Origin of the sequence: Quadrisphaera setariae (genome assembly GCF_008041935.1) — a bacterium.
Classification (GTDB): Bacteria; Actinomycetota; Actinomycetes; order Actinomycetales; family Quadrisphaeraceae; genus Quadrisphaera; species Quadrisphaera setariae.
Window position 1 is genome coordinate 25,623 of the sequence record NZ_VKAC01000016.1, and the last position, 25,860, is coordinate 51,482.

Consider the following 25,860-nt stretch of genomic DNA (forward strand, 5'->3'; position numbering starts at 1 on the left):
GGCTCAGGTGTAGAGCGTGAACTGCGGGTGGGTGCCGTTGAGGAAGTGGTCCCCCACCTCGCGCGCCTTGTACTGCACCGGGTCGTGCAGGGTGTGCGTGCGCACGTTGCGCCAGAACCGGTCCAGCCCCACGCGGTTGCTCGTGGCGCGGGCGCCCGTCACCTCGAACACCGCCGACGTCGCCTCCACGGCCAGGTCGGAGGAGACCACCTTCAGCGCGGCGACCAGCTCCGCCAGCTCGCCGCGCTCGTGCCAGGTCAGCGCCTCGCCGGCGGCGTCAGCGGCGGTGAGCGCCTGTCCGACCTGGTCGGCCAGAGCCTCGGCGGCGCGCAGCCGCGCGACCAGGCGGCCGTAGGTGGCCAGCACGTACGGGTCCTGAGCGGCGCTGGGGGAGTCCGACAGCAGCCACGCCCGCGACGTCGTCCTCGTGTACTCCGCCGCGGTCTCGAGCGCACCGCGGACCACACCGGCGTAGAAGTTCCCGAAGACCGCCTGGATGGCGGGGGTCACCAGCGAGGCGCGCGGGGTGGCGGCGTCGCCGTCGAGGAACCCGAGCACGTTCTCGGCCGGCACCTCGACGTCGGTGAAGGTGACGCTGCCCGAGGCCGACAGGCGCTGGCCGAGGTTGTCCCAGTCACCGCCGGGCTGCACACCGGCCGCGGTGCGCTCCACCACGACGAGCACGTGGCGCCCGGACCCGCTGTCCTGCCCGGACACGACCGACACGTCGCCGCTGCTCACGCCCGTGGCGAAGCTCTTGCGGCCGGACAGGCGGTAGGCGCCGCCACCCGTGGGGGTGAGCGTGAGGTCGGGGTCGACCGGGTTCACCGCGTCGCCCCACAGCCACTGCCCTGCACCGGCGCGCCGCTGCCAGCGCTCGCGGGTCGCAGGGTCGGCCACCCACTCGAGGTTGGCCTGGTTGACGTAGTGGTAGCCCAGCAGCTGGGCGATGGAGCCGTCGGCCACGGCCACCTCGCGCACCGCGCGCAGCGCGTCGGCCCAGGTGCCGCCGCCCCCGCCCACCTCGACGGGCAGGAGCAGGCCGGGCAGCCGGTGCTCGCGCAGCAGCTGCGCCTCGGCGAGCGGCTCGGCGTTCGAGCGGTCGCGCTCGAGGGCGTCGACCGCGAGCTCGGCGGCGGCGTCGCGGGCGGCGAGGGTCCAGTCGGTGGTCTGCTCGGTGCTCATCGGGTGACCTCCTCGGTCGTGGGGGCGGGGGTCTCGGCGGCCGCGCGTGCCGCCGCCCTGGCGTGCAGCGCGCGGCGGTGGACGGCCGCCGGGTGGTCCTCGGCGATGCGGCGCCTGCCGACGCCGTAGACCGCCTCGCGCAGCGTGGTGCCCTCGGGCAGGGCGTCGCGCTCGTCCTGGGTGGGGACGAGCCCGCGGCGGCGCAGCTCCGGCACCACGTGCTCGACGACGTCCTCGAAGGTGCCCGGCGTGGTGGCGTAGGCGAGGTTGAAGCCGTCGACGTCGGCCTCGCGCACCCAGCGCTCCAGCTCGTCCGCGACGGTCTGCGGCCCCCCGACCACGACCACGCCCATGCCGCCGATGCCCACCCACGCGGCGATGTCGCGCGGGGTCCACCGCCGGTCGGGGTCGGCGGTGGAGAAGGCCGCCACCGCGGAGCGCACCGCCTGCGTCTCGGCGTACTCCAGCGGCTCGTCCGGCGGGTACGTCGACAGGTCGAGCCCGCTCCAGCCGGCGTACAGGGTGAGCGCGCCGTCGTAGGAGACGTAGCTCTTGAGCTCCTCGTACTTCGCCCACGCCTCCTCGTCGGTGGCGCCCGTGACGACGGTGAGCAGGGAGAACACCTTGATGCTGCGCGGGTCGCGACCCGCCTTCGCCGCCTCGGCGCGCAGCGCGTCGACCTGGGGCCGCATGACCTCGGGCCGGCTGGCGGTGTTGAAGACGGCCTCGGCGTGACGGGCGGCGAACCGCACGCCCCGCGGAGAGGCACCGGCCTGGAAGACGAACGGCGTGCGCTGGGGGCTCGGCTCCGTCAGAGCGATGCCGGGCACGTCGTAGTGGCGGCCGTGGTGCTCGACCGGGTGCACGCGCGCCGGGTCGGTGTAGACGCCGCGGGCGGCGTCGCGCACCACCGCGTCGTCCTCCCAGGAGCCCTCCCACAGCTGGTAGGTGACGTCGAGGAACTCCTCGGCCAGCTCGTAGCGCTGGTCGTGCTCGACCTGCGTGTCCAGGCCGAGGTTCTTCGCCGCGCTCTCCAGGTAGGAGGTCACGACGTTCCAACCGACGCGGCCCTTCGTGTAGTGGTCGAGCGTGGCGAAGTCGCGGGCGAGCGCGTAGGGCTTCTCGTACGTCAGCGACACCGTGAGGGCGAAGCCGAGGCGCTCGGTGACCGCGCCCATCGCCGAGACCGCGAGCAGCGGGTCACCCACCGGCACCTGGGTGCCCTCCGTGAGCGCCGTCTCCGGGCCGCCCCGGTAGACGTCGTAGACGCCCAGCACGTCGGCGATGAAGAGCACGTCGAAGCCGCCGCGGTCGAGCAGCTTCGCGAGGTCGGTCCAGTACGACAGGTCGTTGTAGCGGTGGCTCTGGTCACCGGGCACCCGCCACAGGCCCGGTGACTGGTGCGCCACGCACGTCATGTCGAAGGCGTTGAGGAAGATGCGGTCCTTGGGCACGTCAGGCGAGCTCACTTGAGGGCTCCTTGCGACAGGCCGCCGACCAGCCAGCGCTGGGCGACGACGGCGAGCACGTACACGGGGACGACGCCCACCAGCGCAGCGGCGGCCTGCTGGCCGAACTGCACGGTGCGGTCGCCCTGGAAGAGCGACAGGCCCACGGTCAGCGGCTGGCTGGCGGTGGTCTGCGCGAAGGAGACGGCGAAGAGGAACTCCCCGTACGCCAGGAAGGTGCACACCAGCAGCGCCGCCACGAGCCCGGGCGCGATGAGCGGGAGCACGATGCGGCGCAGCCCGCCGGCCACGGACAGGCCGTCGAGCCAGGCGGCCTCCTCCAGCTCCACCGGGACGCGGCGGACGAAGGAGTCGAGCAGCCACACGGCCACCGGTGCGTTGGCCAGGCCGTTGACCAGCGCCAGACCCACCACGCTGTTGGTGAGGCCGACCTCCTTGAGGAGGAAGAACAGCGGCAGGACGGCGACGACGGGCGGCGCGCAGTACCCCGCGAGCAGCGCCGCGCCCAGGCGGGCGCCGCGCTTGCCGGCGCGGGCGGTGACGTAGGCCCCCGGCACCGCGACGACGGCCGTGACCAGCGCCGACCCGAGCGCCACCAGCCAGGAGTTGGCGAGCATGTGCGCCAGCGGGATGGTCCGGAAGGCCGCGCTCCAGTTGCCCCAGGCGAGCTCGCCGAACCCCCCGGGCAGCCAGGAGCCGGTGAGGACGTCGTCGGTGGACCGCACGGACAGCGACACGAGGAACGCGACGGGTGCGAGGGCGACGACCGCGACGAGCACCAGCGCCAGGCGCACGCCGACCTGCGCCAGCGGCGAGCGGCGGTGCGGCCCGCGCGGCCGCGCGCGGGGCAGCTGCTCGAGCTCAGCAGCGCTCGTCGTCGTGCTCTCCGGCAGCCGGGCGCCCGGCTGCGGCTCAGAGGGGGTGCTGCAGCGCAACGGGGCGCTCGGCTGCGAGACGGGGGTCACGACTCGGCCCTCGCGGCGCGGGTGCGCAGCGCCGAGACGCCGGCGGTGACGACGCCCACCAGGAGGCCCAGCACGAGGGTCATGGCGGCAGCCGTGCCGACGTCGTAGTCGCCGCGCAGGCCGGTGCGGAACACCTCGAAGCTCGCCACGACCGTCGACAGGCCCGGACCGCCCGAGGTGACCACCGCGACCAGGTCGAACACCTTGAAGCCCACCACCAGCTCCAGGAACAGCACCGACAGGACCGTCGGCGCCACCACCGGCCAGGTCACCGCGGTGAAGGTGCGCAGCGCGCCCGCGCCGTCCAGCGCGGCGGCCTCGAGCAGCTCGTCGGGCACGCCCAGCAGCGCCGCGAAGACCAGCAGCACCACCAGGGGCGTCCACTGCCACACGTGGATGAGCACGAGGGTGCCGAGCGCCGTGCCGGACGAGCCCAGCGGGTTCACCGGGGACCCGACGAGGGAGCTGATGGTGCTGGTCAGCGCCCCACCGGCCGGGGCGAGGAGCAGCTTCCACGCCACGCCCACCATGACCGGTGGCGTGACGAGCGGCAGGAGCAGCAGCGTGCCGAGGACCCCGAACCCGCCGCCGCGGGCGCGCAGCAGCAGGGCCACCGCCGTGCCGATGGCCGTCGCGAGCACGGCAGCGCCCACCGCGAACACGACGGTGCGCACGAGCGAGCCCGCGAACGCCTCGGTCTGCAGCGCCGAGGTGAGGTTGGCGAAGCCGGTCCACTCCTGCAGCGGCCGCGCGAGCGTCGTCCTGGTGAAGCTCGCCGCGACCACGAAGACCGTGGGGTAGACCAGCAGGACGGCGATGGCCACGAGCGGTGGCAGCGACAGCCACCGCGGCACGTGGCGCACGGCCGGCGTCGTCGTGGTGCTGCTCATGCGCCCTGCTCCCAGGCCTCCTGCGCCTTGGACAGCGAGGTCTCGACGTCCTGCGAGCCGGACAGCGCCAGGGCCAGCTGGTCGACGAGGTCCTGCATGCGCTTGGGCGACTGGGCGTCGGTGGGCCAGGGCAGCGGGTTGCCGCGCAGGCCGGTCGCGATGACCTCGGTGGCCGGCGCGCTGGCCTTCGCGTAATCGGGGGAGTCGAGCACGCTGGTGCGGTTGGGGTCGATGCCCGAGCCGCCGTAGCTGGCCAGGAGCAGGTTGCGGGTGCTGTCGGTGGCCCACGCCACGAACGCCGCCGCGGCCTCCCGCTCCTTGCTCGCGGTGGACACGCCCAGGCCGAAGCCGGCGTTCAGCGCCGTCCGCGGGGTGGTGTTCGACCCGCCGACGGGCAGGGGCACCACGCCCCACCCGTCGACGATCTTGGAGTTGGCGGGGTCGTTGGCGCGCAGGCCCAGGTCGGTCCAGGTGTCGATCATCGCCGCGGTGCCCTGGAGGAAGGCGCTGTTCGACTCGTCGAACCCGACCTGCAGCGGCGTCGGCAGCGCGTAGGGCTGCACGTCGAGGAGGTGCTGCAGCGAGGCCCTGGCGGCGTCGGAGGTCAGCGTCGGCTTCCCGTCGGCGTCGACCAGGGTGCCGCCGTAGCCCGCGAGGCGGTTGATGAAGGAGCAGCCCAGGATCATCGGCACCTGCTGGCCGAGCACCGCGGCGCCGTAGACCTTCCCGCCGCCGGCCTCGGTGATGGCCTTGGCCACGGCGTCGTACTCGTCCCAGGTCTTCGGGGGCTGCTGGCCGTACTGCTCCAGCAGCGCCACGTTGTAGTAGAGGACGTGGGTGTCGCCGTCGAACGGCAGGCCGTAGCGCTTGCCGTCGAGCTGGGTGTAGACGTCGTAGATCGACGGCAGGAAGTCGTCGGTCTTGATGCTCGAGTCCCCGCCGATGTAGTCGGTGAGGTCGACGAGGGCGCCGGCGTCGACGAGGGCGCCGAGGCCGAAGTAGAAGTAGTCGAAGACGTCGAACTCTCCCGCACCGCCCTGCACGTCGAGGATCTGCTTGCTCGTCAGCTGGTCGTACGGGATGGCGGTGACCTCGAGCTTCCCGCCGAACTGCTTGGCGAACTCCGGCGCCAGCAGGTCGCGGAACGCCACGACGTGCGGCTGGTTGACCATGAGCTTGAGCGTCTTGCCCTGCAGCGCGCTCGTCGGGTCGCCGCTGGGGGCGGCGAGCGCCTCCCCGCCGCCGCCGGAGCCGCAGGCGGCCAGCGACCCGGCGGTGGCGGCGGCCCCGCCGATCAGCACGCCGGCGCGCAGCAGCTGGCGGCGCGACAGGGCCGCGGCCTGGGCGAGGGGGGACGAGGGCGAGGCGGAGCGGCGGAGCAGGGGCACGGGAGTCCTCCGGGCATGGCTGACAGCGGCGCGGGGGTGCGCCGTCGGTCGTGCGGGCAGGGGGCACCGGCCTGTCGGCCAGACCACCCCCGATCAGGTGCGGGGCAGGTCCGGCCTCAGGCGGCGGTGGGGAGCGCGGGGTGCGCTGGCGTCGGCGCTGCACGGGCAGCGCCGAGGGCTCAGCGCTCGAGCATGCAGGGCGACACGGAGACCTCCATCGGTCCCGGCGGTAGCACCTGCCTGCTCGACGAGGTCGGGCGGTGGTTGCTGTGGCGTCAGCGAGCCGGGTCTCTCAGCCACTCTGGATGGTTGGCGGGAGGATAGCGCACCTCAGAGGCGGGAGATCGTCCCCGCGTCCGGACGGCCGCCGTACCAGCGCTCGAGGACGGAGGTGAAGACCGGCTCGTCGGCAGCCGCGGCGGCGAAGAGCGTGGCGCAGGAGCGGAGCTTCACGGCGTCGACGCTGCCCAGCACCCGGACCGGGTCGGGCTCCTCCAGGTCGGCGAGCACCTCGAAGCACTGGCGCAGCCGCGGGCCGAGCACGGGGTGGGCCACGTAGGCGCGCGCCTCGCCCAGCCCGCTGATCCCGTAGTGCTGGCTGGTGGGGCTCAGGCCCAGCCCCCGCAGCTGCGGCAGCACGAACCAGATCCAGTGCCCGCGCTTGCGACCGGCGCGCAGCTCGGCCAGCGCGGACTCGTAGGTGCCGCCCGCCTGGGCGTCGACGAAGCGCTGGAGGTCGTGCTGGTCGTGCGCCACGCCCCCTGGTTCCCCACGGGCGCCGGAACCATGCGGCCCCGGCCCCCGCGGGGGCCGGCGAGGTGGTCAGCGCTTGGTGGCCGCGGCGACCTGGTCGACGGCCGTGGTCCGCTCGGAGACGGCCTTCTTGTCGGCGCGCTTCTGCTTGATGCTCTTCCCCGAGCCCTTGGAGCTGCTGCTGTGGGACGACTTGTCGGTCACGGTGTCTCCCGGCGCAGGAAGCGGTGCCGCTCAGGCGCCGCGCCGCGCACCACCACGCTACGCGCTCCGCTCAGCAGCGCCCGCCCGCGCTCGTCCGCGCGCCGGTGCGACGTCCGGCCCGCCGAAGGCGTCGAGCAGCGCCGTGAGCACCAGCTGCACCGCCTCGCGCTGCGCCGCGGCGTCCCGCACCAGCGCCACCACCCGCCGCTGCGCGCCGCCGGAGGGGTCCGGCAGTGCAGCGGTGTCGCAGCGCGTGGGGCGCAGCGCGAGCATCAGCGGGGTCGCCAGGGTCAGCCCGGCGCCGGACTCGGCCAGCGCCAGCGAGACCGCGGTGTCGGTCACCACGTGCCGCACCGCCGGTGACACCCCCGCCCGCGCGCAGGCGGTCCGCGCCGCCCGCCCGAAGGCGGTGTCCAGCGGCGGCAGCACCCAGTCGGCCTCGTCCATCACCGCCCGCAGGGCCCCGGGCTCGCGCGGCAGGGAGCCGGAGGCGCCCACCACCGCGTACTGCTCCGTGAGCAGCGGCACGGCGGTGACGCCGGCCACCGGCGGCGAGGGCGAGTCCGGGTGGTCCAGCCCGAGGGCCAGGTCGAGCGGGGAGCGCCCCGGACCCGCGGTCACCGCGTCCAGCGCCCGCTCGACGTCGACCTCGACCGCGCGCACGTCCACCCACGGCGCCCGCCGGCGCAGCAGGGCGGTGGCGGGGCCGAAGCCCGCGCTCGCCGCCGACCCGAAGACGCCCAGCGTCACGGCGGCACGGCGGTCCGCGCGGGGGGCGGCCAGGGCGGAGCGGGCCCGCTCGTCGGCCGCGAGCACCTCGCGGGCGCCTGCGAGCAGCAGCCGGCCGTCGTCGGTGAGCTCCACGCGCCGCCCCGCGCGCACGAGCAGGGGGCGTCCGGCGGCGGCTGACAGCGCGGCCATCTGCTGCGAGACCGCGCCCGGCGTGTAGCCGAGCTCGACCGCGGCGGCGGCCATCGTGCCGCTGTCGGCGAGGGCCGCGAGCGTGCGCAGCTGCTCGAGGGTCCAACCCATCAGCACTCCTGACGACGATGTGCAGCAACCATCGATGGTGCCTGATGACTCTCCTCCTCCACAGTGGCCCTGTGGACAGGGACACCCTCCCCGCGCAGGCCCAGGTGGTCGTCGTGGGTGGCGGCGCGATCGGGCTGGCGGCCGCTGACGAGCTGGTCCGCGCGGGCGCCGACGTCGTCGTCCTCGAGCGGGACCACCTCGGGTCGGGCTCCTCGGCCAAGCCCTTCGGCGGCGTGCGCGCCACCTTCTCCGACCCCGGCAACATCGCCCTCGGGCTGCGCGGGCTGGAGAAGTACGCCGCCCTGCACGAGCGGACCGCCGGCGGCATCGGGCTGCGGCGCGTCGGCTACCTCTTCTGCGCCCGCACCGCGGGCGAGGCCGCGGCCCTGGAGGCCAGCACCGCCCTGCAGCGGTCGATGGGGGCCGTCGCCGACGTCGTCGCCCCTGCGCGCGCCGCCGAGCTCAACCCCTTCCTCGACGCCTCCGCACTGGTCAGCGCCTCGTTCTCGCCCCTGGACGGGTACGCCCAGCCCTCGCTGGCCGTCGCCGCGTGGGCGGCGAGCGCCCGCGAGCGCGGCGCCCGCGTGCTGGAGGGCGTCGAGGTGCTCGACGTCGAGACCACCGGTGACGGCGCCCGAGGCGCGCGCCGCCGGGTCAGCGCGGTGGTGACCTCCGCCGGCACGGTCCGCTGCGAGCACCTCGTCATCGCCGCCGGGGCGTGGTCGGCGGGCCTCGGGCGGATGGCCGGGACGGACCTGCCGGTGGAGCCGGTGCGCCGCCAGATCGCCTTCGCCGACGCGCCGGCCGGGTCGCGCCGCCCGGCGACCCCCAGCGGCGAGCTGCCGTTCACGCTCGACCTGTCCACCACTTTCTACGTGCACGGCTCCCCGGACGGGCTGCTGCTCGGCATCTCCGACCCCGCCCAGGCGCCCGGGTTCGGCAGGGCCTACGACGACTCCTGGCTGCCGGCCTTCGAGGCCGCGGCCGCCGTCGTCGCGCCCTCGCTGGTGGGGCTGCCGCTGCGCGGTGGCTGGGCGGGCCTGTACGAGAACACCCCCGACCACAACGCCCTCATCGGCCGCGTGCGCGAGGTGGACGGCCTGGTGGTGGCCACGGGCTTCTCGGGCCACGGGTTCCTGCAGGCGCCGGCGGTCGGGGAGGTGGTGCGCGACCTCGTGACCGGGCGCGAGCCGGCGCTCGACGTGTCGGGGTTCGCGCCGGAGCGGTTCGCCCCGGCGTCGGCGGCACCCCTGCTGCAGGAGGTGCACATCATCTGATGGGCTGGAGGACGATGATGACGACGACGCTCGTGGTGCATGCGGAGCTGCGCGCGCGATTCGCGGTGGCGCTGGCGGAGATGTACGGCGCGGAGGTGCCGGCGTACACGACGCTGGTCGAGGTCAGCCGCGCGGTGAACGCCGACGTCGCCGCCGCCCTGCGCGAGCGAGGCGCCGAGGTCGACCGCTACGGCTCGCTGGAGCGGGTCACGGCGGAGCGGCACGGCGCCATCCGCGTGGGCTCGGCGCGCGAGCCGGAGCAGGTGGGCCGGGTCTTCGCCGCCTTCGGCATGCACCCGGTGGGCTTCTACGACCTGCGCGACGCCTCGGCCTCGTCGGTGCCGGTGGTCTCGACCGCGTTCCGGCCGGTGGACCCGGCCGAGCTGGCCGCCAACCCGTTCCGGGTGTTCACCTCGGTGCTCGCCGTGGACGACGCGCGCTTCTTCGACGCCCCCACCCGTGAGCGCCTGGAGCGCTTCGTCGAGGAGCGGCACCTCTTCTCCGAGGAGCTGCTGGACCTCGCCGACCGCGCGGCCGCCGAGGGCGGCCTGCCCGCGGCTGAGGCCGACGAGCTGCTGCGCCTGGCCACCGACGCCTTCCGCCTGTCCACCGAGCCCGTCGACCGCGCCTGGTACTCCCACCTGGAGCGGATCTCCGCGGTGGCGGCCGACGTCGGCGGCGTGCCCGCCACGCACATCAACCACCTCACGCCGCGCGTGCTCGACATCGACGAGCTCTACCGGCGCATGTCCGAGCGCGGCATCACGATGATCGACGAGGTGCAGGGCCCGCCCGCGTGGGAGGGCCCGGACGTCCTGCTGCGCCAGACCTCCTTCCGCGCCCTGGCCGAGGAGCGGACGTTCCGCGAGGCCGACGGCTCCATCAGTACGGGTGCGCTGCGGGTGCGGTTCGGCGAGGTGGAGCAGCGGGGCATCGCGCTGACCGCCGCCGGGCGCGACCTGTACGACCGGCTGGTCGCCGAGGTCGACGCCCGCCGCGCCGCGGGGGACGCCCGCGCCCGCGTCGACGTGGCCCGCGACGTCTGGCGCGAGCACCTGCCGCGCACCGAGGCCGACCTCGTGCTCGCCGGGCTGGCCTGCGGCGAGGTGCGGCTCGTGGGAGGCGCCGCGCTGCCCGGTCGCGAGGCCGACGGCTCGCTCTCGCTGCGTGCGCTCGTGGACGCCGGCGCCGTCGTCGTCGACCCGGTGGTCTACGAGGACTTCCTGCCGCGCAGCGCGGCGGGCATCTTCCAGTCCAACCTCACCGACTCCGGCACCAAGGACGAGGGCGCCGGCGGCGCCGAGTACGACGCCGAGCGCCTCTCGGCGATCCTCGGGCGGCCCGTGCTCGACCCGATCGCGCTGGCCACCGACCAGATGCAGCGCTCGCTGGACGCCCTGTCCGCCCAGCTGCAGACCCCCGTCACCCTCTGACCACCCCGCTGGACCGAAGGACGCACCTGACATGACCGCACTGACCGGAACGATCCCCGCCGCCGGCGCGCTGGCCGCCGACGTCGCCGCCGCCCTCGACGCGCTCGGCGTCGACCGCGCCCTGCTGGAGGGCGCCCACGAGTGCCGCTCGCCGATCACCGGCGAGGTCCTCGCTCGCACCCCGGAGCACACCGCCGCTGACGTCGAGAGCGCTGTCGCCGCCGCCCACGGCGCGTTCCCCGCGTGGCGCGACGTGCCCGCCCCCGTGCGCGGCCAGCTGGTCAAGCGCTGGGGCGAGCTGCTCACCGAGCACAAGGAGCACCTGGCCACCCTCGTGCAGGCCGAGGTCGGCAAGATCCGCTCCGAGGCCCTCGGCGAGGTCCAGGAGATGATCGACATCTGCGACCTGGCCGTCGGTCAGAGCCGGCAGCTGTTCGGCAGGACCCTCCCCTCCGAGCGCCCGGGCCACCGCCTCGCCGAGACCTGGCACCCGCTCGGGGTGGTCGGCGTCATCAGCGCCTTCAACTTCCCCGTGGCGGTCTACGCCTGGAACACCGCGCTCGCGCTGGTCTGCGGAGACACCGTGGTGTGGAAGCCCGCCGAGACCGCCCACCTGTGCGCGCTCGGCACGGACGCGCTGCTGGCCCGCGCGGTGCGCGAGGTCGGCGCCCCCGAGGGGCTGCACGGCGTGGTGCTGGCCGACCGCGTGGCCGGCCAGGCCCTCGTCGACGACGAGCGCGTGGCCCTCGTCTCGGCCACCGGCTCGGTGCGCATGGGCCGCGAGGTGGCCCCGCGCGTGGCCGCCCGCTTCGGCCGCGTGCTCCTCGAGCTGGGCGGCAACAACGCCGCCGTCGTCGCACCGTCGGCCGACCTCGACCTGGCGCTGCGCGGCATCGTCTTCGCCGCCGCCGGCACCGCCGGTCAGCGCTGCACCACCCTGCGCCGGCTCGTCGTGCACACCTCGATCGCCGACGAGCTGGTCGAGCGCATCGCCTCCACCTACGCCGGCCTGCCCGTCGGCAGCCCGACCGCCGCCGGCGTCCTCGTGGGCCCGCTCGTCTCCCAGGCCGCGTACGAGGCGCAGCAGGCCGCGCTCGAGCAGGCCGTCGCCGAGGGCGGCGAGGTCGTGGCCGGCGGGGGCCGGGTGCTGGCCGAGGAGGCCCCCGACGCCTACTACGTCGAGCCCGCCGTGGTCCGCATGCCCGCGCAGTCCGCCGTGGTGCAGGAGGAGACCTTCGCCCCGATCGTCTACGTGCTCACCTACGACACCTTCGACGAGGCGGTCGCGCTCAACAACGGCGTGCGACAGGGCCTGAGCAGCGCCGTCTTCACCCGCGACCTGGAGGAGGCCGAGCGCTTCCTGGGCGCCGCGGGCTCGGACTGCGGCATCGCCAACGTCAACATCGGCACCTCCGGCGCCGAGATCGGCGGCGCGTTCGGCGGGGAGAAGGAGACCGGCGGCGGGCGCGAGTCCGGGACCGACTCCTGGCAGGCGTACATGCGCCGCGCCACCAACACCGTCAACGCCTCCGGACAGCTGCCGCTCGCGCAGGGCGTGGAGTTCGTCTGATCCCGAGCCCGCCAGGTGGTGTGCAGCAGCCGCTTTTGCTGTCACACTGGTTGGTGGTGCACCAGGTCACGACCTGCGCACCGGATACGTACACGAAGATGACGGAGACTGTGGGATGCCCCAGGGCGTAGTGAAGTGGTTCAACGCGGAGAAGGGTTTCGGCTTCATCGAGCCGAACGACGGCGGGCCTGACCTGTTCGTCCACTTCTCGGCCATCGCGAGCAGCGGGTACCGCTCGCTCGACGAGGGGCAGCCGGTCGAGTACACCGAGGGTCGTGGCCAGCGCGGGCCGCAGGCCGAGGACGTGAACCCGGTCGGCCAGGCTCCTGCGGCTGCTCCCCGTGGTGGCGGCCGTGACAGCGGCGGCTTCGGCGGTGGCCGTGGCGGCCGTGACAGCGGCGGCTACGGGGGCGGCGGTGGCTACGGCCGCCAGGCCGCTCCGGAGCCCCAGCGCGGCGGCGGTGCTGCCGGCGAGGGCACCGTGAAGTGGTTCAACTCCGAGAAGGGGTTCGGCTTCATCGAGCCCTCCGACGGCGGCCCGGACGTGTTCGTCCACTTCTCCGCCATCGCTGACAACGGCGGCTACCGCGAGCTGGCCGAGGGCCAGCCCGTGGAGTTCGAGGCCAGCCCGGGCCAGCGCGGCCCGCAGGCCGACTGGGTCCAGGCCCTCGGCCCGGCCCCGGCGGCTCCGGCGCGCGCTCCCCGTGAGCCCCGCGCCGGTGGCGGTCGCGCCGCCGAGCGTCCCCGTGGTGGTGGCGGCCCCGTCATCGCCGAGGGCCAGGCGACCGTGAAGTGGTTCAACGCCGAGAAGGGCTTCGGCTTCCTCGAGCCCGACGACGGCGGCCCGGACGTGTTCGTCCACTACTCGGCCATCGCCGAGCAGGGCGGCTACCGCGAGCTGACCGAGGGCCAGCGCGTGGAGTTCCAGGCCAGCCAGGGCCAGCGCGGCCCGCAGGCCGACACGGTGCAGCCCATCTGAGCTGACTGAGCTCGAACGCCAGGAGCCCCCGACCGCACCAGCGGTCGGGGGCTCCTGCACGTGCGGCCCTCCCCGTCAGGAGCGCTCCACGGACTCCTCCAGCACCGTGCGCCCCAGCGCCGCGTAGGTCTCAGGACGTGAGCGCCGCAGCCACAGCGCTCCCAGCGCCGGGAGCACGAAGCACGCCCCGACGATGTACGGGATGGCCGTGAAGAACGGTGACACCGAGGCCGGGCCGCCGGCGAAGCTGATGTTGGAGAACAGCAGGTAGATCACGTACAGCATCCCCAGGCCGCCCAGGGCCGGGATGATGCCGGTGGTCCACAGACCGCCGCGGTGCACCTTCTTCACGTGGAAGTAGGAGATGACCGCCAGGGAGCAGATGGCCTGCACCAGCAGGATCGCCATCGTGCCCATGAGCGCGAGCAGGCTGTACATGTAGAAGTACGCGCCCTGCCCGACGTCGCTGCCGTTCGTGGTGAGCAGGTAGAAGCCGATGACGAAGGCCGCGGTGATGCCGGTCTGCACCAGGGACGCGACGTGCGGCGAGCCGTGCTTGCCGTGGACGGCGCCGAGCGACCCCCGCAGCGCCGGCAGGTCGCGGCCCATGGCGAACAGGTAGCGCGACGCGGCGTTGTGGAACGCCTGGGCGCAGGCGAAGGAGCCGGCCACGATGAGGAAGAGGTAGACGTCGGCCACCCACTCCCCGCCGAGGTTGGCGGCGGCGAGCCCGGTGAACATCGAGGTCGGGTCGGTCGCGGAGAGGGTGATGGCCTGCTGGGCGCCGTTGCCGGCGATGACCAGCCAGGAGACGAGCACGTAGAAGACGCCGAGCCCGACCACCGCCATCAGCGTGGCCCGCGGCACGATGCGGCGCGGGTTCTTGGACTCCTCGCCGTACACGGCGGTGGTCTCGAAGCCCACCCACGACCAGAAGGCGAAGAACAGGCCGATCGCGCCGCTGCCGGCCGCCAGCAGGGCGGGCGGGTCGCCGGCGCTGATGTCGAAGCCGCCGCCCTCCGGCAGCCCGGTGAAGGCCCCGATCGGGTTGAGCGAGCCCAGCTGCCAGCCGTCGGCCGGGCCGCGGACGACCACGGAGGCGGCCAGCGCCACGAGCAGCACCACCTCGCAGACGAGGAAGAAGCCCATGACCACCGCGGCCAGGCTGATGTCGAAGTAGCCCAGCACGCCGACGACGAGCACGCAGGCGGCCGCGAGCACCAGCCAGTTGACGCTCAGCCCGAACCACTGGTCGAGGGCGTCGGAGGCGAAGAAGCTGAAGATGCCCACCAGCGACGCCTCGAACACGACGTAGGCCATGGTGGCCAGCGCGCCCGACGCCGTGCCCCACACGGTGCCGAGGCCGTGGGTGATGAAGCCGTAGAAGGCTCCGGCGGTGGTGATGTGGCGCGCCATGGACACGAAGCCCACGGCGAACAGCGTGAGGATGACGGTGGCGATCGCGAAGCCGGCCGGCGCCTGCAGCCCGTTGCCGTAGGCGATGGCGATCGGCACGTTGGCGGTGATGGCCGTGATCGGCGCGGCGTTCGCCACGGCCATGAACAGGACGGCGACCAGCCCGAGGGAGCCGGCCTTGAGGGCCGCGGGCGGGGCGCTGCTCGTGGGCGCCGTGGTCGCGGCGCCCTTCTGGGTGGGGATCGGTGGGGTGGTGCCGGTGGTCTCGGTGGCCACGACTGGCCCTCCTGGAAGCGTGGTGGCGCGGTGCCGGCCCGTGCTGGGCCGGTCGGTGGCCGGGAGGTTCCTCTCGGCGCGCGGCAGATGTGTCACCGTCGTGTGACCAGCGTGTTTCGGCCTCCCCGGGTGCGGGCCGGATGCGGTGGGGTGGGCCCATGACGAGCTCGACCCCCTCCTTCGCCGGCGTGCGCGTCGCCGTCACCGGCGCGAGCCGCGGCATCGGCCTGGGCATCGCGCGGGGCTTCGCGCGGGACGGTGCCCGCGTGCTGCTCACCGCCCGCGGTGAGGACGACCTGGCCGCCGCAGCCGCGGCCCTGAGGGACGAGGGCGGTGACGTGCAGCACGCCGCCCTGGACGTCGCCACTGGTGCGGGGTGCGCGGCGCTGGCGCAGGCCGCCACCGAGCGGCTGGGCGGGCTGGACGTGCTGTGCGCCAACGCGGGGATCTTCCCCAAGGCGGAGCTGGCCACCATGACCGAGGCCGACCTCGACGAGGTGCTCGCCGTCAACGTCAAGGGCACGGTGCTGGCCGTCGCCGCCTGCGCACCGCTGCTGGCCGCCTCCGGCCGCGGCCGCGTGGTGATCACCTCCTCCATCACCGGGCCGGTCACCGGAGACGCCGGCTGGTCGCACTACGGCGCGTCCAAGGCCGCCCAGCTCGGCTTCATGAGGACCGCTGCCCTCGAGCTGGCCCCGCAGGGGGTCACCGTCAACGCCGTGCTGCCCGGCAACGTCCTCACCGAGGGCCTGCGCGACCTCGGCGCCGACTACCTCGACACCATGGCCGCCGCCGTGCCGCTGGGACGCCTCGGCACGGTGGACGACATCGCGGCCGCCGCGCTCTTCCTGGCCGGCGAGCAGGCCGGGTACATCACCGGGCAGAGCCTCGTGGTGGACGGCGGGCAGGTGCTGCCCGAGGGGTGAGGCTCAGGCGGGGGCGCCCCCGGGCAGGTCGCACGTGGTGCGCCGTGCAGGGCTCCCGGGGCCCTGGCCGGCCGCGTCGAGCGTCCCCAGCGCCACCGGCAGGCCGAGCAGGCGCTGGAGGCTGGCGCGGGCGGCGGCCGCGTCGCCGTCGCCGTCGCGGGTCCGCAGCACCACCGCACCGGCGGCGTCCTGGTGGAGGTGCCATCCGCGCAGCCCGTGCGCCTGCAGCAGCTGCGTGGTGGTCACCGACTCCACCCGCTCACCGGACCCGCTGAGCAGCGCCACGGCCGGGCGGCCCTGCAGCCCCGCCAGCGCCGGCCGTCCCCCCACGCGCACGAGGCGGGCCGTGTCACCGGTGCGGTAGCGCAGCAGCGGGAGGTGGGGGTTCTCGTCCACCGTCACCACCACCTCCCCGCGCACCCCCGGGGCGACCTGCGCGCCGGAGGGGTCGAGCACCTCCACGTGCACGCGGCGCGGGACGACGACGTGCACGCCCGCACCGTCGGCGCAGACCGCCACCGGTCCGGTCTCGCGCAGCCCGTACAGGTCGAGCACGGGCACCCCGAAGGCCTCGGTCGCCCGGCGCCGCAGCCCTGCGGGCAGCTGCGCCGCGCCGCTCACCAGCGCGAGGGGGTGCAGGTCGGCGCCGGCGTCGGCGAGGTCGCACAGCTGCGCCAGGGGCCACGGCGTGGTGCTCACCACCTGCGGGTCGAGCGCCTCCAGCAGAGCCCGGGCGTCCTGCGGCCGCCGCCAGGCCGACGGGTGCAGCGTCAGGCGCGCCATGGCGGCCTGCCCGAACGCGCTCATCACCGAGGCGTACGTGAACGCCGTCGGCTGCGCGAGCAGGCTGACCAGCCCGGCGCGCTCGCTCGAGGGCTCCCACCGCACGCCGCAGCCCTCGAGCAGGTGCCGCAGCAGCACCACCTCCGCGGCCAGGGCGCGCGGGTGCAGCGGCACCACGAGCGCCGCGCCGGTGCTGCCGGAGCTCGTGCCCTCGAGCACCCGCGCCAGCGGCACGTCCACCGGCACGAACCCGGCCAGGTCGGCCACGAGGTCCGCCCGGGCGACGGGCGCCACGTCGGCGAGGCGGTCGGGCGCACGTCCGCCCGGCCCACCGGCGCGGCCCTCGCGCACCAGACGGCGGTAGCGCGGCGCCGTCGCGTGCACCCGCGCCACCAGCTCGCCCACCCACGCCGGCTCCGCGCCGCCGGGGGGAGCGTCGCGACCGGACCCCGCCGCGAGCGCGGCGGCGAGCGCGTCGAGCGCGTCGAGGTCGCCGGAGTCCAGCCGGTCACCGCACGCGTGCGTCCAGCGGGGCGCCGCCGGGTGCTCCCGCAGCGCCCGCAGGCGCTCCGCCCCCGCCGCGACGAGGAGCGGCCAGCGCTCCTCGTCGGGCAGCACGGCCGCGCCCATCGGCTCGTACTCGGCCAGGACCGGGTCGAGGCCGGCGTCAGACATGCGTGTACTGGGCCGCGGCCTCCCGGGCCCTGCGCTCCGCCAGCGCCCGCGCCAGCTCCTGGGCGCGGCGCACCTCCTGCGCCACCTCGGCCATCGCCGAGGCCCGCAGCGCGCTGCTCACCGCGGTCCACCGGTCCTCGGCCACCGCGTCGTCCTCCCCTGCGGGACGCATCCCCGCCGCGCGCAGCGCGGCGCGCGCGGCCTCCTCGCGTCCCGCGGGGTCACCCACCCACTGCGCCGGCGGCAGCACCGGCGCCAGGGACCCCGCCAGGGCCTCGACGACGGCGAGCGCGGCCCGCGGGTCCGGCTGCGCCGCGCGCCAGGCGGGGGACAGCACCAGCCAGCTCGCCAGCACCGCCCCCGTGCGCCCCTCGGCGCTGCCCAGCGGCCCGGAGGCCAGCCTGCGGCGCAGCGCGCCGTCCAGCGGGGGACCCCCGAGCGCCGTCAGCGCGTCGTCGACCACGGCCAGCGCCACCACCCCCGGGTCCAGGGCGTCCCGGGGCGCCGCCGCCAGCCGCGCCGTCAGCGCCGCCAGCGCCGGTCCCTCACGGCTCACCGCCGGCTCCTCGAGCCCTCGCGCGGTCCCCAGGTCGAGGTGGCCAGCTCCCGGCACAGCGCCACCAGCTCCTCCTGCGTGCTCACGGCCCGGACGGCGTAGCCGCCCGCCACCTCGCGGACCCGCTCCACCCACACCGGCGGGACGGCCAGCAGCAGCGTGCCACCACCACCGGCCACCTCCAGCGCGCGCGCCGCGACCCCTGCACCGGGACGGCCCTCCGCGGGGAACGCCGTGGAGACGCCGTCGTCGGAGACCACCGCCACGTGGCACTGCCGCCGGTGCTGCTCGGGTCGGTGGTGCCGCTGGTCGTCGAGGTGGGTGCGCTCCAGCAGGTCCAGCGGGAACGCCGTGCTGCCGCCGAAGTGCGCCACCACCGCGGCGAGCACCGCGCCGGCGTCGCGCACGAAGCCGTCCGTGCCCGCCACCTGCCCCGGGCCGCTCCACGTGGTCGCCTGCACCCGCCCTCCGGCCCGCAGGCACGACAGCGCCAGCACCGCCCCTGCCAGCGCCACCGGGGAGACCGCACGCGCGGGGTCGGGCATCGAGCCCGACGAGTCGAGGTAGAGGTCGAGGTCGAGGGGGAGTCGCGCCCGCTCGGGGCCGTCCGAGACCTCCCAGCCCCGCTGCACGGTGGTCAGGCCCGGCACGAGGCGGGGGGAGCGCCGCAGGGAGGCCACCACGTCGAGCGCGGAGACGTCGTCGCCGACGTCCCACGGCTCGTCCGCGGCCAGCAGCGGCTCCACCGCCCGGGGCGAGGGCGCGCTGGGGAAGGGCACCAGCAGCGGCGCCGCGCGCTCGCGGTACCAGCGGGCCGCCGCCTCCTGCGCCGAGCCGGTGACCCCCAGCAGCGACAGCACCGCCGCGGTGTCCGCCGGGCCGAGCGCCTGCCCCGCTGAGCCGGAGGCTCCTCCGCCGCGCGCCGCGCCGTCCTGGCGCTCGTCGTCGGCCTCGTCCCCCCGGGGCTGGGGCATCACGCGGGGGTCCAGGGCCGGGTGCAGCGCCGGCCCGCCGAGCGAGGGGTCGCTGGCCAGCCCGTGCACCGCGGCGCCGGACTCACCGCGCTGGGAGCAGACCGCGGCGCGACCGGTGCCCAGGGCGTCACCGTCCCGGCCGGCGACGAGCTGGCGGACCAGCGCCGCGAAGCCGCCCGCGCCGGCCACCGGGTCGTCGGCGAAGACGCGCACCATGCGAGCGAGCAGCTGCGCCTCCAGCTCGGGCACCGCTCGCTCGGACGGCGCTCGCGGCGCCTGCTGGCGCTGCCACCACCGCTGCCGCGACGACGGCCGCGGTGCGACTCCCGGGCCCGCGGCGCCGGTGAGCGTGCCGGACGGCAGCGACCAGAGCAGCTCGTCGGCGCGCATCGCCAGGAGCATGAGCACGTCGTCAGCCGGCGGCGGGCCCAGCGCCCGCCACACGGCGTCGAGGCGCAGGCCGGCGCGCCGCTGCAGCCGGTCGTTGATGAGCAGGTCGCTCCAGAGGTTGGCGACCAGCGGCGCGGCGGCGTCGCGGTCCACCAGGCCCTGGCGGACCCGTGCCAGCACGCGCGCCGCGGTGGAGAGGTCGCCGGGGGCGAGCACGTGGTGGCCCACCTCGTGCGCCAGCACCGCCTCGGGGTGGTCGGCCAGGCCGCGGCGCACCACGTCGGCGAGGTCGACGTGCACCTCGACCTCGCTGCAGGAGAACCAGGCGAAGGAGCCCACCGGCGGCTCCGGCGGGGGCGGGCCGCCCGGCCCGTGCAGCACCGGCGCGTGCAGGCGGGCCGTGGTCCCCCACGCCCGCAGCGCACGCGGCCACGCCTCCGACCACCGCGCGCGCAGCGCGTCCCAGCCCCCGTCCGGCTCCCTCACAGCAGGCCTCGTGCGTCCAGCAGCACGACGTCGAGCAGGTGGGAGTGGGCCCGGCTCAGCACCGCGGTGCGCCCGGCGCTCGCGCGGCCCGTCACCTCGTCGTCCCAGGGCGGTGCTTCCGGCGGCGCGGTCCCGGCGCCGGTCCCGCCCGAGCGGACCGGCAGGTCGGGGCCCGGTGACCAGCGGTGCACCGCGACGCCGTGCACGTCCGCCAGCACCCGCCAGCGCTCCTCGGCACCGGGGTGGTCCGGGTGGGCGGTGGCGACGTCCCAGGCGGCGCCGTCCCGGTCCAGCGGGCCCAGCACGCGGGGCGGTCGCGCCCAGGGGCCGCCGAAGCCGCGGAAGCCGCCGAGCCGCGCCACCACGGGGCGCCCCGGCCCGTCGCCGGCGCCCCGCCCCCTGCCGCCGTCCGGCCACCACCACGGGTCCGCCGCGTGCTCCTCCAGCACCAGCGCCAGGCGCTCGGCACCCAGCTCCGGGAGGGACAGCGCCGCGCACGCCGCGTCGGCCGGCACGCGCCTGGCGCTGGCCAGCGCCGCTCGGCGCAGGCGCACCGCGCCGCTGCGCCAGGCGGCCACCACTCCCAGCTGCCGCAGCAGGTCAGGGGCGCTGTCCGCGGCGGCCGCGGCGCCGGCCGTCATGGCCGCCGCGACCAGCCGCTCGAGCCAGGCGGGGACGTCGCCCCAGCGCTGGAGGCGCCCGGTCGCGGAGAGCAGGTCGGACAGCACCCCCGGCGACCTCCCGCCGTCGGCGCCGCAGTGAGCCAGCAGGGCGGGGGCGGCGAGCAGCGCCCTCCGCTGGGCCGAGCTCCCGCCAGGCCCCGACCAGCGCCGCTGCGCGACGAGGTCGAGCGCGGCCGGCACCAGAGCGTCCGCCAGCCCGACGAGGGCGGGTGAGCCGTGCGCCGGCCCCGCGTCCGCGAGCGCGGCGCCGACCTCGCGCAGCGCCGCCGCCAGCGCCGTCCGGTCAGCGCCGCGCGCCCGCGCGGCCGCCGCGGCGGCGTTCCACGGCTCGCGCCGGGCCACCAGCAGCTCCCGCCACCACGCGGGGGGCGGCGCCGGGGCTGGGGCGGTGGTCAGCGGTCGCTCCAGCGCAGCCAGGCGAGGTAGTTCGTGTAGCGCTGGTGGGCGTGCTTGAGGGCGAGGGCGTCGTCGTAGAGGTGCCCGTGGAGCTTGCGGCCGTCCTGCCAGGCGGCCAGCAGCTGCTCGATGCGGGCCTGCCGCGTGAGCACCTCCGCCTCGGTGACGCCGTCGAGCCCGGCCTCGAGCTCGGCGAGGACGTCGCCGACCGGGTCGTCGTCGTCCAGCCCCGCCGCCTCGTACTGGGCGCACGCGGTGTCGAAGAGGTCCCGCAGCCACGACGTCCGGTCGGTCCGCAGCTCCTCGCGGCCGCCCTCGAAGGCGGGCGAGGACAGGTCGGGCGCCACCTTGTCGTGCAGCACGAACGGAAGCACGGCGCGCAGGTCGTCCACGCCCACCTGGTCGCGGCCCCGGAACAGCGCCATCGCCTTGGCGTAGAGCACGAGCGCCTGCAGGGAGCGCACCGACAGGCCGTTGAGGGTCTGCGCGCCGACGTCGCCGAGGCGGTCGCGGCCGGTGTCGGCCGCCGCCAGCAGGTGCGGGTCCACCCCGGCCAGGCGGGCGGTGTCCTTGGTGCGGTACTCGAACTGCCGGCCCGCCCGCTCCAGCAGCTCCAGCTGGCCGGCGAAGTGCTCCAGCCGCCGGCGCACGGGCTGCGGCAGCGGCACCGCGCGCACGGCGGCGGCCAGCGCGGCGTGCTCGGCCTCGTCGAAGACGATCGAGGGCGGCACCGCCTCCTCGGGACGGATCCGCCGCTCTCCGCGCTCCACCAGCGCCCCGAGGAACCGGTGGTTGAACGGCAGCGCCGCCACCACCACGTCGATCCTGTCGCGCAGCGCCTCCACCACCTCGTAGGTGCCGCCGCCGAGGTCGTCGTTGGCGGTGAGGTACCAGGCGGCGTCACCGGTCTCGAAGACCTGGTCGTAGACCTCGACGTAGCCGTCGGCCAGCACCGTGAGCAGCGCGGACTGGGTGCGCGTGGGGATGCGGTTGTACTCGTCGACCACCTTGACGCGCATGCCGAGCCAGGAGCGCCAGGCCACCTCGACGTCGGCGAGGCGCTCGGCCTCCACCAGACCCCGCGGCAGCGGCGTGCCGAACAGGTCCGCCACGGACACCTGGGGGTGCCCGTGCTGGACCGCCCGGCGCACCTGCGCCGGGGTGTACCCGGCGATGACGCCCATGAGCAGCGCGCTCGCCGTCTTGCCGCGGCCCGGGCCGCCCACCAGCAGGCAGCGCCCCCGCACCGCGAACGTCAGCAGCGGCAGCAGCACGAAGGAGCTGTACGACTGGTCGGTCGGCAGCACCAGCTCCGCGCGCGAGTCGCCGAGGCGGAACGTCGGGGGGCGGACCGCGTCGTCGGCGAGCAGCTCCACGTCGCAGTGGGGGCTGATGATCGCGTGGTTGACCATCCAGAAGTACGCCTGCCGCAGCTTCTCGGCCAGCTGCGCGGGGGAGGGGGCTCCACCGCCGTCGACCCCCGGGAGCGCGCCCTCGGGGGCGTAGAGGTCGGCGACGTCGAGCGCGCCGTCGTCCCGCTCCGTGCGCGCCGGCGCCGGCGGGCGGGTCGGCGCGCTGGAGACGCGGCCCAGCTCGAGGTGGTGCGGAGGCGGCGGGCTGCTGCTCACGGCGCCAGCATGCTCCCCGTCACTCCAGCACCGGCCTCGACACCGGCCTCGGGCAGCGGGTCGCTCATCGGCCGGCCCCGCAGCGGCAGCCGCTCGACGGCCTCGACGGCCGCGGCCAGGCGCTGCTCCGGGGTGCCGGAGACCTCCAGCCACGGCGCCGGCTGCGCCGCGAGCACCTCGCGGAACCTCTCGTGCATCGCCAGGCGCACGTGCTCGCCGTCGCGCCAGCCGTCCTGCACGAAGGGGATCTCCGCACCGGTGAGCAGGTACAGGTCCGGCACCCGGGAGGCCGCCAGCGCCTCGACGGTGGGGGAGCGGTGGCCGACGTAGCGCTCGTGCCAGACCGCCGTGGCCAGCGCGTCGGTGTCGCAGACCACGAGCGGCCGCCGGGCGGTGCGGGCGGCGTCGTCCTCGAGGCGGCTCTGCTCGCGGGCGATGAGGTCGAACTCGGCCGTGTGCCAGGGGGCCTCCAGCCCGCCCGGGCGCACCTCGCACCACTCCCGGCCGTGCTCGGGCACCCACGGGGCGCCGAAGTGCTCGGCCAGGTCTCGCGACAGCGTGGTCGTCCCGGTCGACTCGGCCCCCACGACGACGACGCGCAGCGCGTGCCAGGCCCGCACCGCCGCCGGGAGCGCCCACCAGTGCCCCGCCGGGTCCGCGCGCACGGCGCGGCCCGACACCGGCACGGCCGTGCGGCCGGGGTCGACCTGCACCCACTGCGCCCCGAGCCGCTGGGCCAGCTCGGCGCCGTACGCGTCGGAGGTGAGCACCGCGTCGACGCCGTCCACCCCGCGGGCGTCCAGCAGCGACCGCATGACGCCGACGTGCGCCTCCCACGCGGCGGGGTCGGCGTAGTCGACCCGGTGGTCGTCCAGGGCCGTGACGACGTCGGCGCCGGGCAGCTCCTCGCGCAGCCACGCCGCGCGCAGCTCGCCGGGCACCGACTCCGCGCTGGAGGCGAGCACCTGCACCTGCACCCGCTCGCAGCGGCGCAGCGCGGTGGCCACGAGGTGCAGGTGGCCGGCGTGCGGAGGGTAGAACTTGCCCACCACCAGGCCCTGGGCGAAGCGCTGCTCGCTCACCGGGCGGCCGCCGGGAGCTCCCGGCGCCAGGAGCGCCACCCGAACGCGCAGAGCATCACGAAGCCGGCGTAGAGCAGTGCCGTGGCGTGCAGGCCCTGCGAGGCGTACAGGCCCACGAGCCACACGTCGGTGACGATCCACACCAGCCACGTGCCGAGCAGCTTCCGGTCGAGCATGAGCTGGGCCACCAGGCTGAGGGCCGTGGTGCCGGCGTCGGCGACCGGGGCGGGGTCGTCGCTGCGCACGAGCACCGCCCACAGCAGGGCGCCGAGGACGACGGCGGACGCGACCGCCACCGGCCACGCCCAGGGCGGGGTGGCGCGCACCCGCAGGCGGGTGCGCCCCGGCCCGCCGCGCACCCACCAGAACCACCCGAGCGCGCTGAGGGCCACGTAGACCACCTGCAGCCCCGCCTGCGCGTACAGGCCGCCGGTGGTGAAGAGCCACCCGAAGGCCAGGCACCCGAGGATGCCCACCGGGTAGGTCGAGGGTCGCTGGAGGACCGCCAGGAGCACGCTGGCCGCGCTCGCGACCACGCCGACGCCTTCGAGCCACCCCACGACCGGCGACCGTAGCCGCTGCCCGTGACGCCGTCGGCGGGGACTGGCAGGCTCGGGTCCGTGCCCAGCAGCGCCGCTCAGCAGCAGCCGTCGTCGTCCGCCCCGTCGTCGCCGGCGGTGGGGGTGGTCGTCCGCCCGCAGCAGCCGCCGGAGGCGCTGCGGGAGCACGCCACCACCGCCGAGCAGGCCGGCGCCCACGAGCTGTGGCTCTGGGAGGACTGCTTCTGGGCGGGGGGCCTGACCTCCTCGGCGCTGGCGCTGGCGTGGACCTCCTCGATCCGCGTCGGCCTGGGGCTCATGCCCGTGCCGCTGCGCAACCCGGCGCTGACGTCCATGGAGGTCGCGGCGCTGGCGCGGGCGTTCCCGGGGCGCTTCCTGCCGGGCGTGGGTCACGGGGTGCTCGACTGGATGGGGCAGGTCGGTGCGCGCGAGGCGTCACCGATGACGCTGCTGCGCGAGCACCTCGACGTGCTCGCACCCCTGCTGCGGGGGGAGCGGGTCAGCGCCGACGGCCGCTACGTCCACCTCGACGGCGTGCAGCTCGACCACCCGCCGCAGGTGGTGCCGCCGCTGCTCGTGGGCGCGCGCGGCCCGAAGACGCTGGCGCTGGCGGGGGAGCGCTCCGACGGCGTCATCCTCGACGCCGGTCCGTCCCCGGAGGAGGTGGCCGCCTCCGTCGGGCACACCGGCCGGGCCGGTGACGACGCCTTCCACGTGGTGGTGTTCGTGCCGTCCGCGGTGGGGGACGGCGCGCGCGAGCGCATCGACGCCGAGGCCGACGGGTGGGGCAACCACCGCCCGGCCGCGCCGCTGGTGGGGTCCGCCGACGAGGTGGCCGCGCTCGTGCGGGCCTACGGCGAGGCCGGCGCGACGTCCGTGGTGCTGCAGCCCGTGGGGGACGGGACGGACGCGCTCGACGTCGTGCGCCTCGCGGGGGCGGCCGCAGCGCTCGTCTGACGTCTGAGGTGTGGACCGCGCGCGACGGGGTACTGCACCCACCGTGAGTGACACGACGCAGAAGACCGGAGCCGTCCCGACGATCACGCTCAACGACGGCCGCACCATCCCGCAGCTGGGCTTCGGGGTGTTCCAGGTGCCCCCGGAGGACACCGCCGAGGTGACCGGGCGGGCGATCGAGATCGGCTACCGCCACATCGACACCGCTGAGATGTACGGGAACGAGAAGGGCGTCGGCGAGGCCGTGCGCGCCTCCGGACTCGACCGCGACGAGTTCTTCATCACCAGCAAGCTCAACAACGGCTTCCACCGACCCGACGACGCGCGGGCCGCGTTCTCGACGACGCTGTCCGAGCTGGGGGTGGAGCAGGTCGACCTGTTCCTCATCCACTGGCCGCTGCCCACGCTGTACGACGGCGACTTCCCCGCCACCTGGCGGGTCCTGGAGGAGTTCTACCGCGACGGCCGCGCCCGCTCGATCGGCGTCTCCAACTTCACGCCCCACCAGCTCCGCCGCCTGGCCCGCGAGACGGAGATCACCCCGGCGGTGAACCAGATCGAGGTCCACCCCTACTTCACCAACGACGAGACCCGGGCCTACGGCGTCGACCACCAGATCGCCACCGAGGCCTGGTCGCCCATCGCCCAGGGCCGCGTCCTCGACGACCCCACCATCTCGGAGATCGCCGAGCGCGTCGGGAAGTCGACGGCGCAGGTGACGCTGCGCTGGCACGTCGAGCGCGGCGACATCGTCTTCCCCAAGTCGGTGACCACCGAGCGCATGCAGGCCAACTTCGAGATCTTCGACTTCGAGCTGGCCGACTCCGACGTCGCCGCCATCAGCGCCCTCGACAAGGGCGAGGCCGGCCGCACCGGCCCGAACCCCGAGACGTTCGACTACGTCCCCAGCTGACGCGGCCGACGCGG

At 75.8% G+C, this 25,860-nt stretch carries 23 protein-coding genes and 1 riboswitch; of the genes, 7 read left to right on the forward strand and 16 right to left on the reverse strand.

All coding sequences use genetic code 11. The annotated features are described in order from the left end of the window. Window positions 1–3 precede the first annotated feature (3 nt). From FMM08_RS20720 to FMM08_RS20750, 8 genes are all read right to left on the reverse strand, one after another. Window positions 4–1,185: an acyl-CoA dehydrogenase family protein gene (locus tag FMM08_RS20720; protein WP_147928251.1), complete on the reverse strand. Its 1,182-nt coding sequence runs from the start codon at window positions 1,183–1,185 to the stop codon at window positions 4–6. Continuing rightward, window positions 1,182–2,654 (reverse strand): LLM class flavin-dependent oxidoreductase, encoded by a 1,473-nt coding sequence (locus FMM08_RS20725; protein WP_255472660.1) that lies wholly within the window; start codon window positions 2,652–2,654, stop codon window positions 1,182–1,184. Before FMM08_RS20725 ends, FMM08_RS20720 begins: the two co-directional genes overlap by 4 nt. Next, window positions 2,651–3,619, reverse strand: a complete 969-nt coding sequence (locus FMM08_RS20730; RefSeq protein ID WP_255472661.1) for a carbohydrate ABC transporter permease — start codon at window positions 3,617–3,619, stop codon at window positions 2,651–2,653. The genes FMM08_RS20725 and FMM08_RS20730 overlap by 4 nt, the downstream gene beginning before the upstream one ends. After that, on the reverse strand, window positions 3,616–4,509 hold the full coding sequence (locus FMM08_RS20735) for a carbohydrate ABC transporter permease (RefSeq protein ID WP_147928252.1): 894 nt from the start codon (window positions 4,507–4,509) through the stop codon (window positions 3,616–3,618). Before FMM08_RS20735 ends, FMM08_RS20730 begins: the two co-directional genes overlap by 4 nt. Continuing rightward, complete coding sequence (locus tag FMM08_RS20740) at window positions 4,506–5,897, reverse strand: ABC transporter substrate-binding protein (protein ID WP_255472662.1); 1,392 nt, start codon at window positions 5,895–5,897, stop codon at window positions 4,506–4,508. The genes FMM08_RS20735 and FMM08_RS20740 overlap by 4 nt, the downstream gene beginning before the upstream one ends. A 211-nt stretch (window positions 5,898–6,108) precedes the next feature. Continuing rightward, window positions 6,109–6,209, reverse strand: a riboswitch (SAM riboswitch). An 18-nt stretch (window positions 6,210–6,227) separates the two neighbouring features. Then, window positions 6,228–6,653, reverse strand: coding sequence for a DUF1810 domain-containing protein (locus tag FMM08_RS20745; RefSeq protein ID WP_147928253.1), 426 nt, complete (start codon window positions 6,651–6,653; stop codon window positions 6,228–6,230). 66 nt (window positions 6,654–6,719) lie between these two features. Further along, window positions 6,720–6,854, reverse strand: a complete 135-nt coding sequence (locus FMM08_RS23890) for a hypothetical protein (protein ID WP_255472663.1) — start codon at window positions 6,852–6,854, stop codon at window positions 6,720–6,722. Between the two features lie 57 nt (window positions 6,855–6,911). After that, complete coding sequence (locus FMM08_RS20750; RefSeq protein ID WP_147928254.1) at window positions 6,912–7,886, reverse strand: LysR family transcriptional regulator; 975 nt, start codon at window positions 7,884–7,886, stop codon at window positions 6,912–6,914. Window positions 7,887–7,957: 71 nt separating this feature from the next. On the opposite strand from FMM08_RS20750, the gene FMM08_RS20755 reads away from it, so the two are divergent. The 4 genes from FMM08_RS20755 (at window position 7,958) to FMM08_RS24185 (ending at window position 13,145) form a co-directional block, all read left to right on the forward strand. Beyond that, window positions 7,958–9,163: an NAD(P)/FAD-dependent oxidoreductase gene (locus FMM08_RS20755; RefSeq protein WP_222711027.1), complete on the forward strand. Its 1,206-nt coding sequence runs from the start codon at window positions 7,958–7,960 to the stop codon at window positions 9,161–9,163. A gap of 17 nt (window positions 9,164–9,180) precedes the next feature. Continuing rightward, entirely contained in the window at window positions 9,181–10,596 is a 1,416-nt protein-coding gene (hglS, locus tag FMM08_RS20760; RefSeq protein ID WP_222711028.1) for a 2-oxoadipate dioxygenase/decarboxylase, read from the forward strand. A 31-nt stretch (window positions 10,597–10,627) separates the two neighbouring features. Then, window positions 10,628–12,166 carry an L-piperidine-6-carboxylate dehydrogenase gene (gene amaB / locus FMM08_RS20765; RefSeq protein ID WP_147928256.1) on the forward strand — a complete coding sequence of 513 codons (1,539 nt, stop codon included), beginning with the start codon at window positions 10,628–10,630 and terminating at the stop codon, window positions 12,164–12,166. Between the two features lie 115 nt (window positions 12,167–12,281). Beyond that, a complete protein-coding gene (locus FMM08_RS24185; protein ID WP_369431786.1) occupies window positions 12,282–13,145 on the forward strand; it encodes a cold-shock protein in 864 nt (287 codons plus the stop codon). 75 nt (window positions 13,146–13,220) lie between these two features. Here the strand turns inward: FMM08_RS24185 and FMM08_RS20780 are convergent, their stop codons facing one another. Further along, window positions 13,221–14,837: an APC family permease gene (locus FMM08_RS20780; RefSeq protein WP_222711029.1), complete on the reverse strand. Its 1,617-nt coding sequence runs from the start codon at window positions 14,835–14,837 to the stop codon at window positions 13,221–13,223. A gap of 158 nt (window positions 14,838–14,995) precedes the next feature. Here FMM08_RS20780 and fabG point away from each other — a divergent pair, with 158 nt between their 5' ends. Next, the gene (gene fabG / locus FMM08_RS20785) at window positions 14,996–15,763 is read left to right on the forward strand and encodes a 3-oxoacyl-ACP reductase FabG (RefSeq protein ID WP_147928257.1); all 768 of its coding nucleotides are present in this window, start codon (window positions 14,996–14,998) and stop codon (window positions 15,761–15,763) included. 3 nt (window positions 15,764–15,766) lie between these two features. On the opposite strand, the gene FMM08_RS20790 is transcribed toward fabG, so the two are convergent. The 7 genes from FMM08_RS20790 to pnuC are packed head-to-tail and all read right to left on the reverse strand — an operon-like array spanning window position 15,767 to window position 23,976. Next, window positions 15,767–17,221, reverse strand: a complete 1,455-nt coding sequence (locus FMM08_RS20790; RefSeq protein ID WP_147928258.1) for an AMP-binding protein — start codon at window positions 17,219–17,221, stop codon at window positions 15,767–15,769. Continuing rightward, on the reverse strand, window positions 17,214–17,777 hold the full coding sequence (locus FMM08_RS20795; RefSeq protein WP_147928259.1) for a hypothetical protein: 564 nt from the start codon (window positions 17,775–17,777) through the stop codon (window positions 17,214–17,216). The genes FMM08_RS20790 and FMM08_RS20795 overlap by 8 nt, the downstream gene beginning before the upstream one ends. Next, a complete protein-coding gene (locus tag FMM08_RS20800; protein WP_147928260.1) occupies window positions 17,774–19,627 on the reverse strand; it encodes a hypothetical protein in 1,854 nt (617 codons plus the stop codon). The genes FMM08_RS20795 and FMM08_RS20800 overlap by 4 nt, the downstream gene beginning before the upstream one ends. Beyond that, window positions 19,624–20,652 (reverse strand): hypothetical protein, encoded by a 1,029-nt coding sequence (locus tag FMM08_RS20805; RefSeq protein ID WP_147928261.1) that lies wholly within the window; start codon window positions 20,650–20,652, stop codon window positions 19,624–19,626. The genes FMM08_RS20800 and FMM08_RS20805 overlap by 4 nt, the downstream gene beginning before the upstream one ends. A gap of 50 nt (window positions 20,653–20,702) precedes the next feature. Beyond that, complete coding sequence (locus FMM08_RS20810; protein WP_147928262.1) at window positions 20,703–22,334, reverse strand: MoxR family ATPase; 1,632 nt, start codon at window positions 22,332–22,334, stop codon at window positions 20,703–20,705. Continuing rightward, window positions 22,331–23,416: an AAA family ATPase gene (locus FMM08_RS20815; RefSeq protein ID WP_147928263.1), complete on the reverse strand. Its 1,086-nt coding sequence runs from the start codon at window positions 23,414–23,416 to the stop codon at window positions 22,331–22,333. The genes FMM08_RS20810 and FMM08_RS20815 overlap by 4 nt, the downstream gene beginning before the upstream one ends. Continuing rightward, complete coding sequence (pnuC, locus tag FMM08_RS20820; RefSeq protein ID WP_147928264.1) at window positions 23,413–23,976, reverse strand: nicotinamide riboside transporter PnuC; 564 nt, start codon at window positions 23,974–23,976, stop codon at window positions 23,413–23,415. The genes FMM08_RS20815 and pnuC overlap by 4 nt, the downstream gene beginning before the upstream one ends. Window positions 23,977–24,036: 60 nt before the next feature. Here pnuC and FMM08_RS20825 point away from each other — a divergent pair, with 60 nt between their 5' ends. Both FMM08_RS20825 and FMM08_RS20830 read left to right on the forward strand, forming a co-directional pair. Beyond that, window positions 24,037–24,933, forward strand: a complete 897-nt coding sequence (locus FMM08_RS20825) for an LLM class flavin-dependent oxidoreductase (protein ID WP_222711030.1) — start codon at window positions 24,037–24,039, stop codon at window positions 24,931–24,933. A gap of 43 nt (window positions 24,934–24,976) precedes the next feature. After that, window positions 24,977–25,846 carry an aldo/keto reductase gene (locus FMM08_RS20830; protein ID WP_147928265.1) on the forward strand — a complete coding sequence of 290 codons (870 nt, stop codon included), beginning with the start codon at window positions 24,977–24,979 and terminating at the stop codon, window positions 25,844–25,846. Window positions 25,847–25,860 lie beyond the last annotated feature (14 nt).

Bases quoted from the DNA above. Each gene is read 5' to 3' on its own strand.
- fabG (WP_147928257.1), top strand. From the start codon at position 14,996: ATGACGAGCTCGACCCCCTCCTTCGCCGGCGTGCGCGTCGCCGTCACC.
- hglS (WP_222711028.1), top strand. From the start codon at position 9,181: ATGACGACGACGCTCGTGGTGCATGCGGAGCTGCGCGCGCGATTCGCG.
- FMM08_RS20790 (WP_147928258.1), bottom strand. From the start codon at position 17,221: ATGTCTGACGCCGGCCTCGACCCGGTCCTGGCCGAGTACGAGCCGATG.
- FMM08_RS20750 (WP_147928254.1), bottom strand. From the start codon at position 7,886: ATGGGTTGGACCCTCGAGCAGCTGCGCACGCTCGCGGCCCTCGCCGAC.
- FMM08_RS24185 (WP_369431786.1), top strand. From the start codon at position 12,282: ATGCCCCAGGGCGTAGTGAAGTGGTTCAACGCGGAGAAGGGTTTCGGC.
- FMM08_RS20720 (WP_147928251.1), bottom strand. From the start codon at position 1,185: ATGAGCACCGAGCAGACCACCGACTGGACCCTCGCCGCCCGCGACGCC.
- FMM08_RS20735 (WP_147928252.1), bottom strand. From the start codon at position 4,509: ATGAGCAGCACCACGACGACGCCGGCCGTGCGCCACGTGCCGCGGTGG.
- amaB (WP_147928256.1), top strand. From the start codon at position 10,628: ATGACCGCACTGACCGGAACGATCCCCGCCGCCGGCGCGCTGGCCGCC.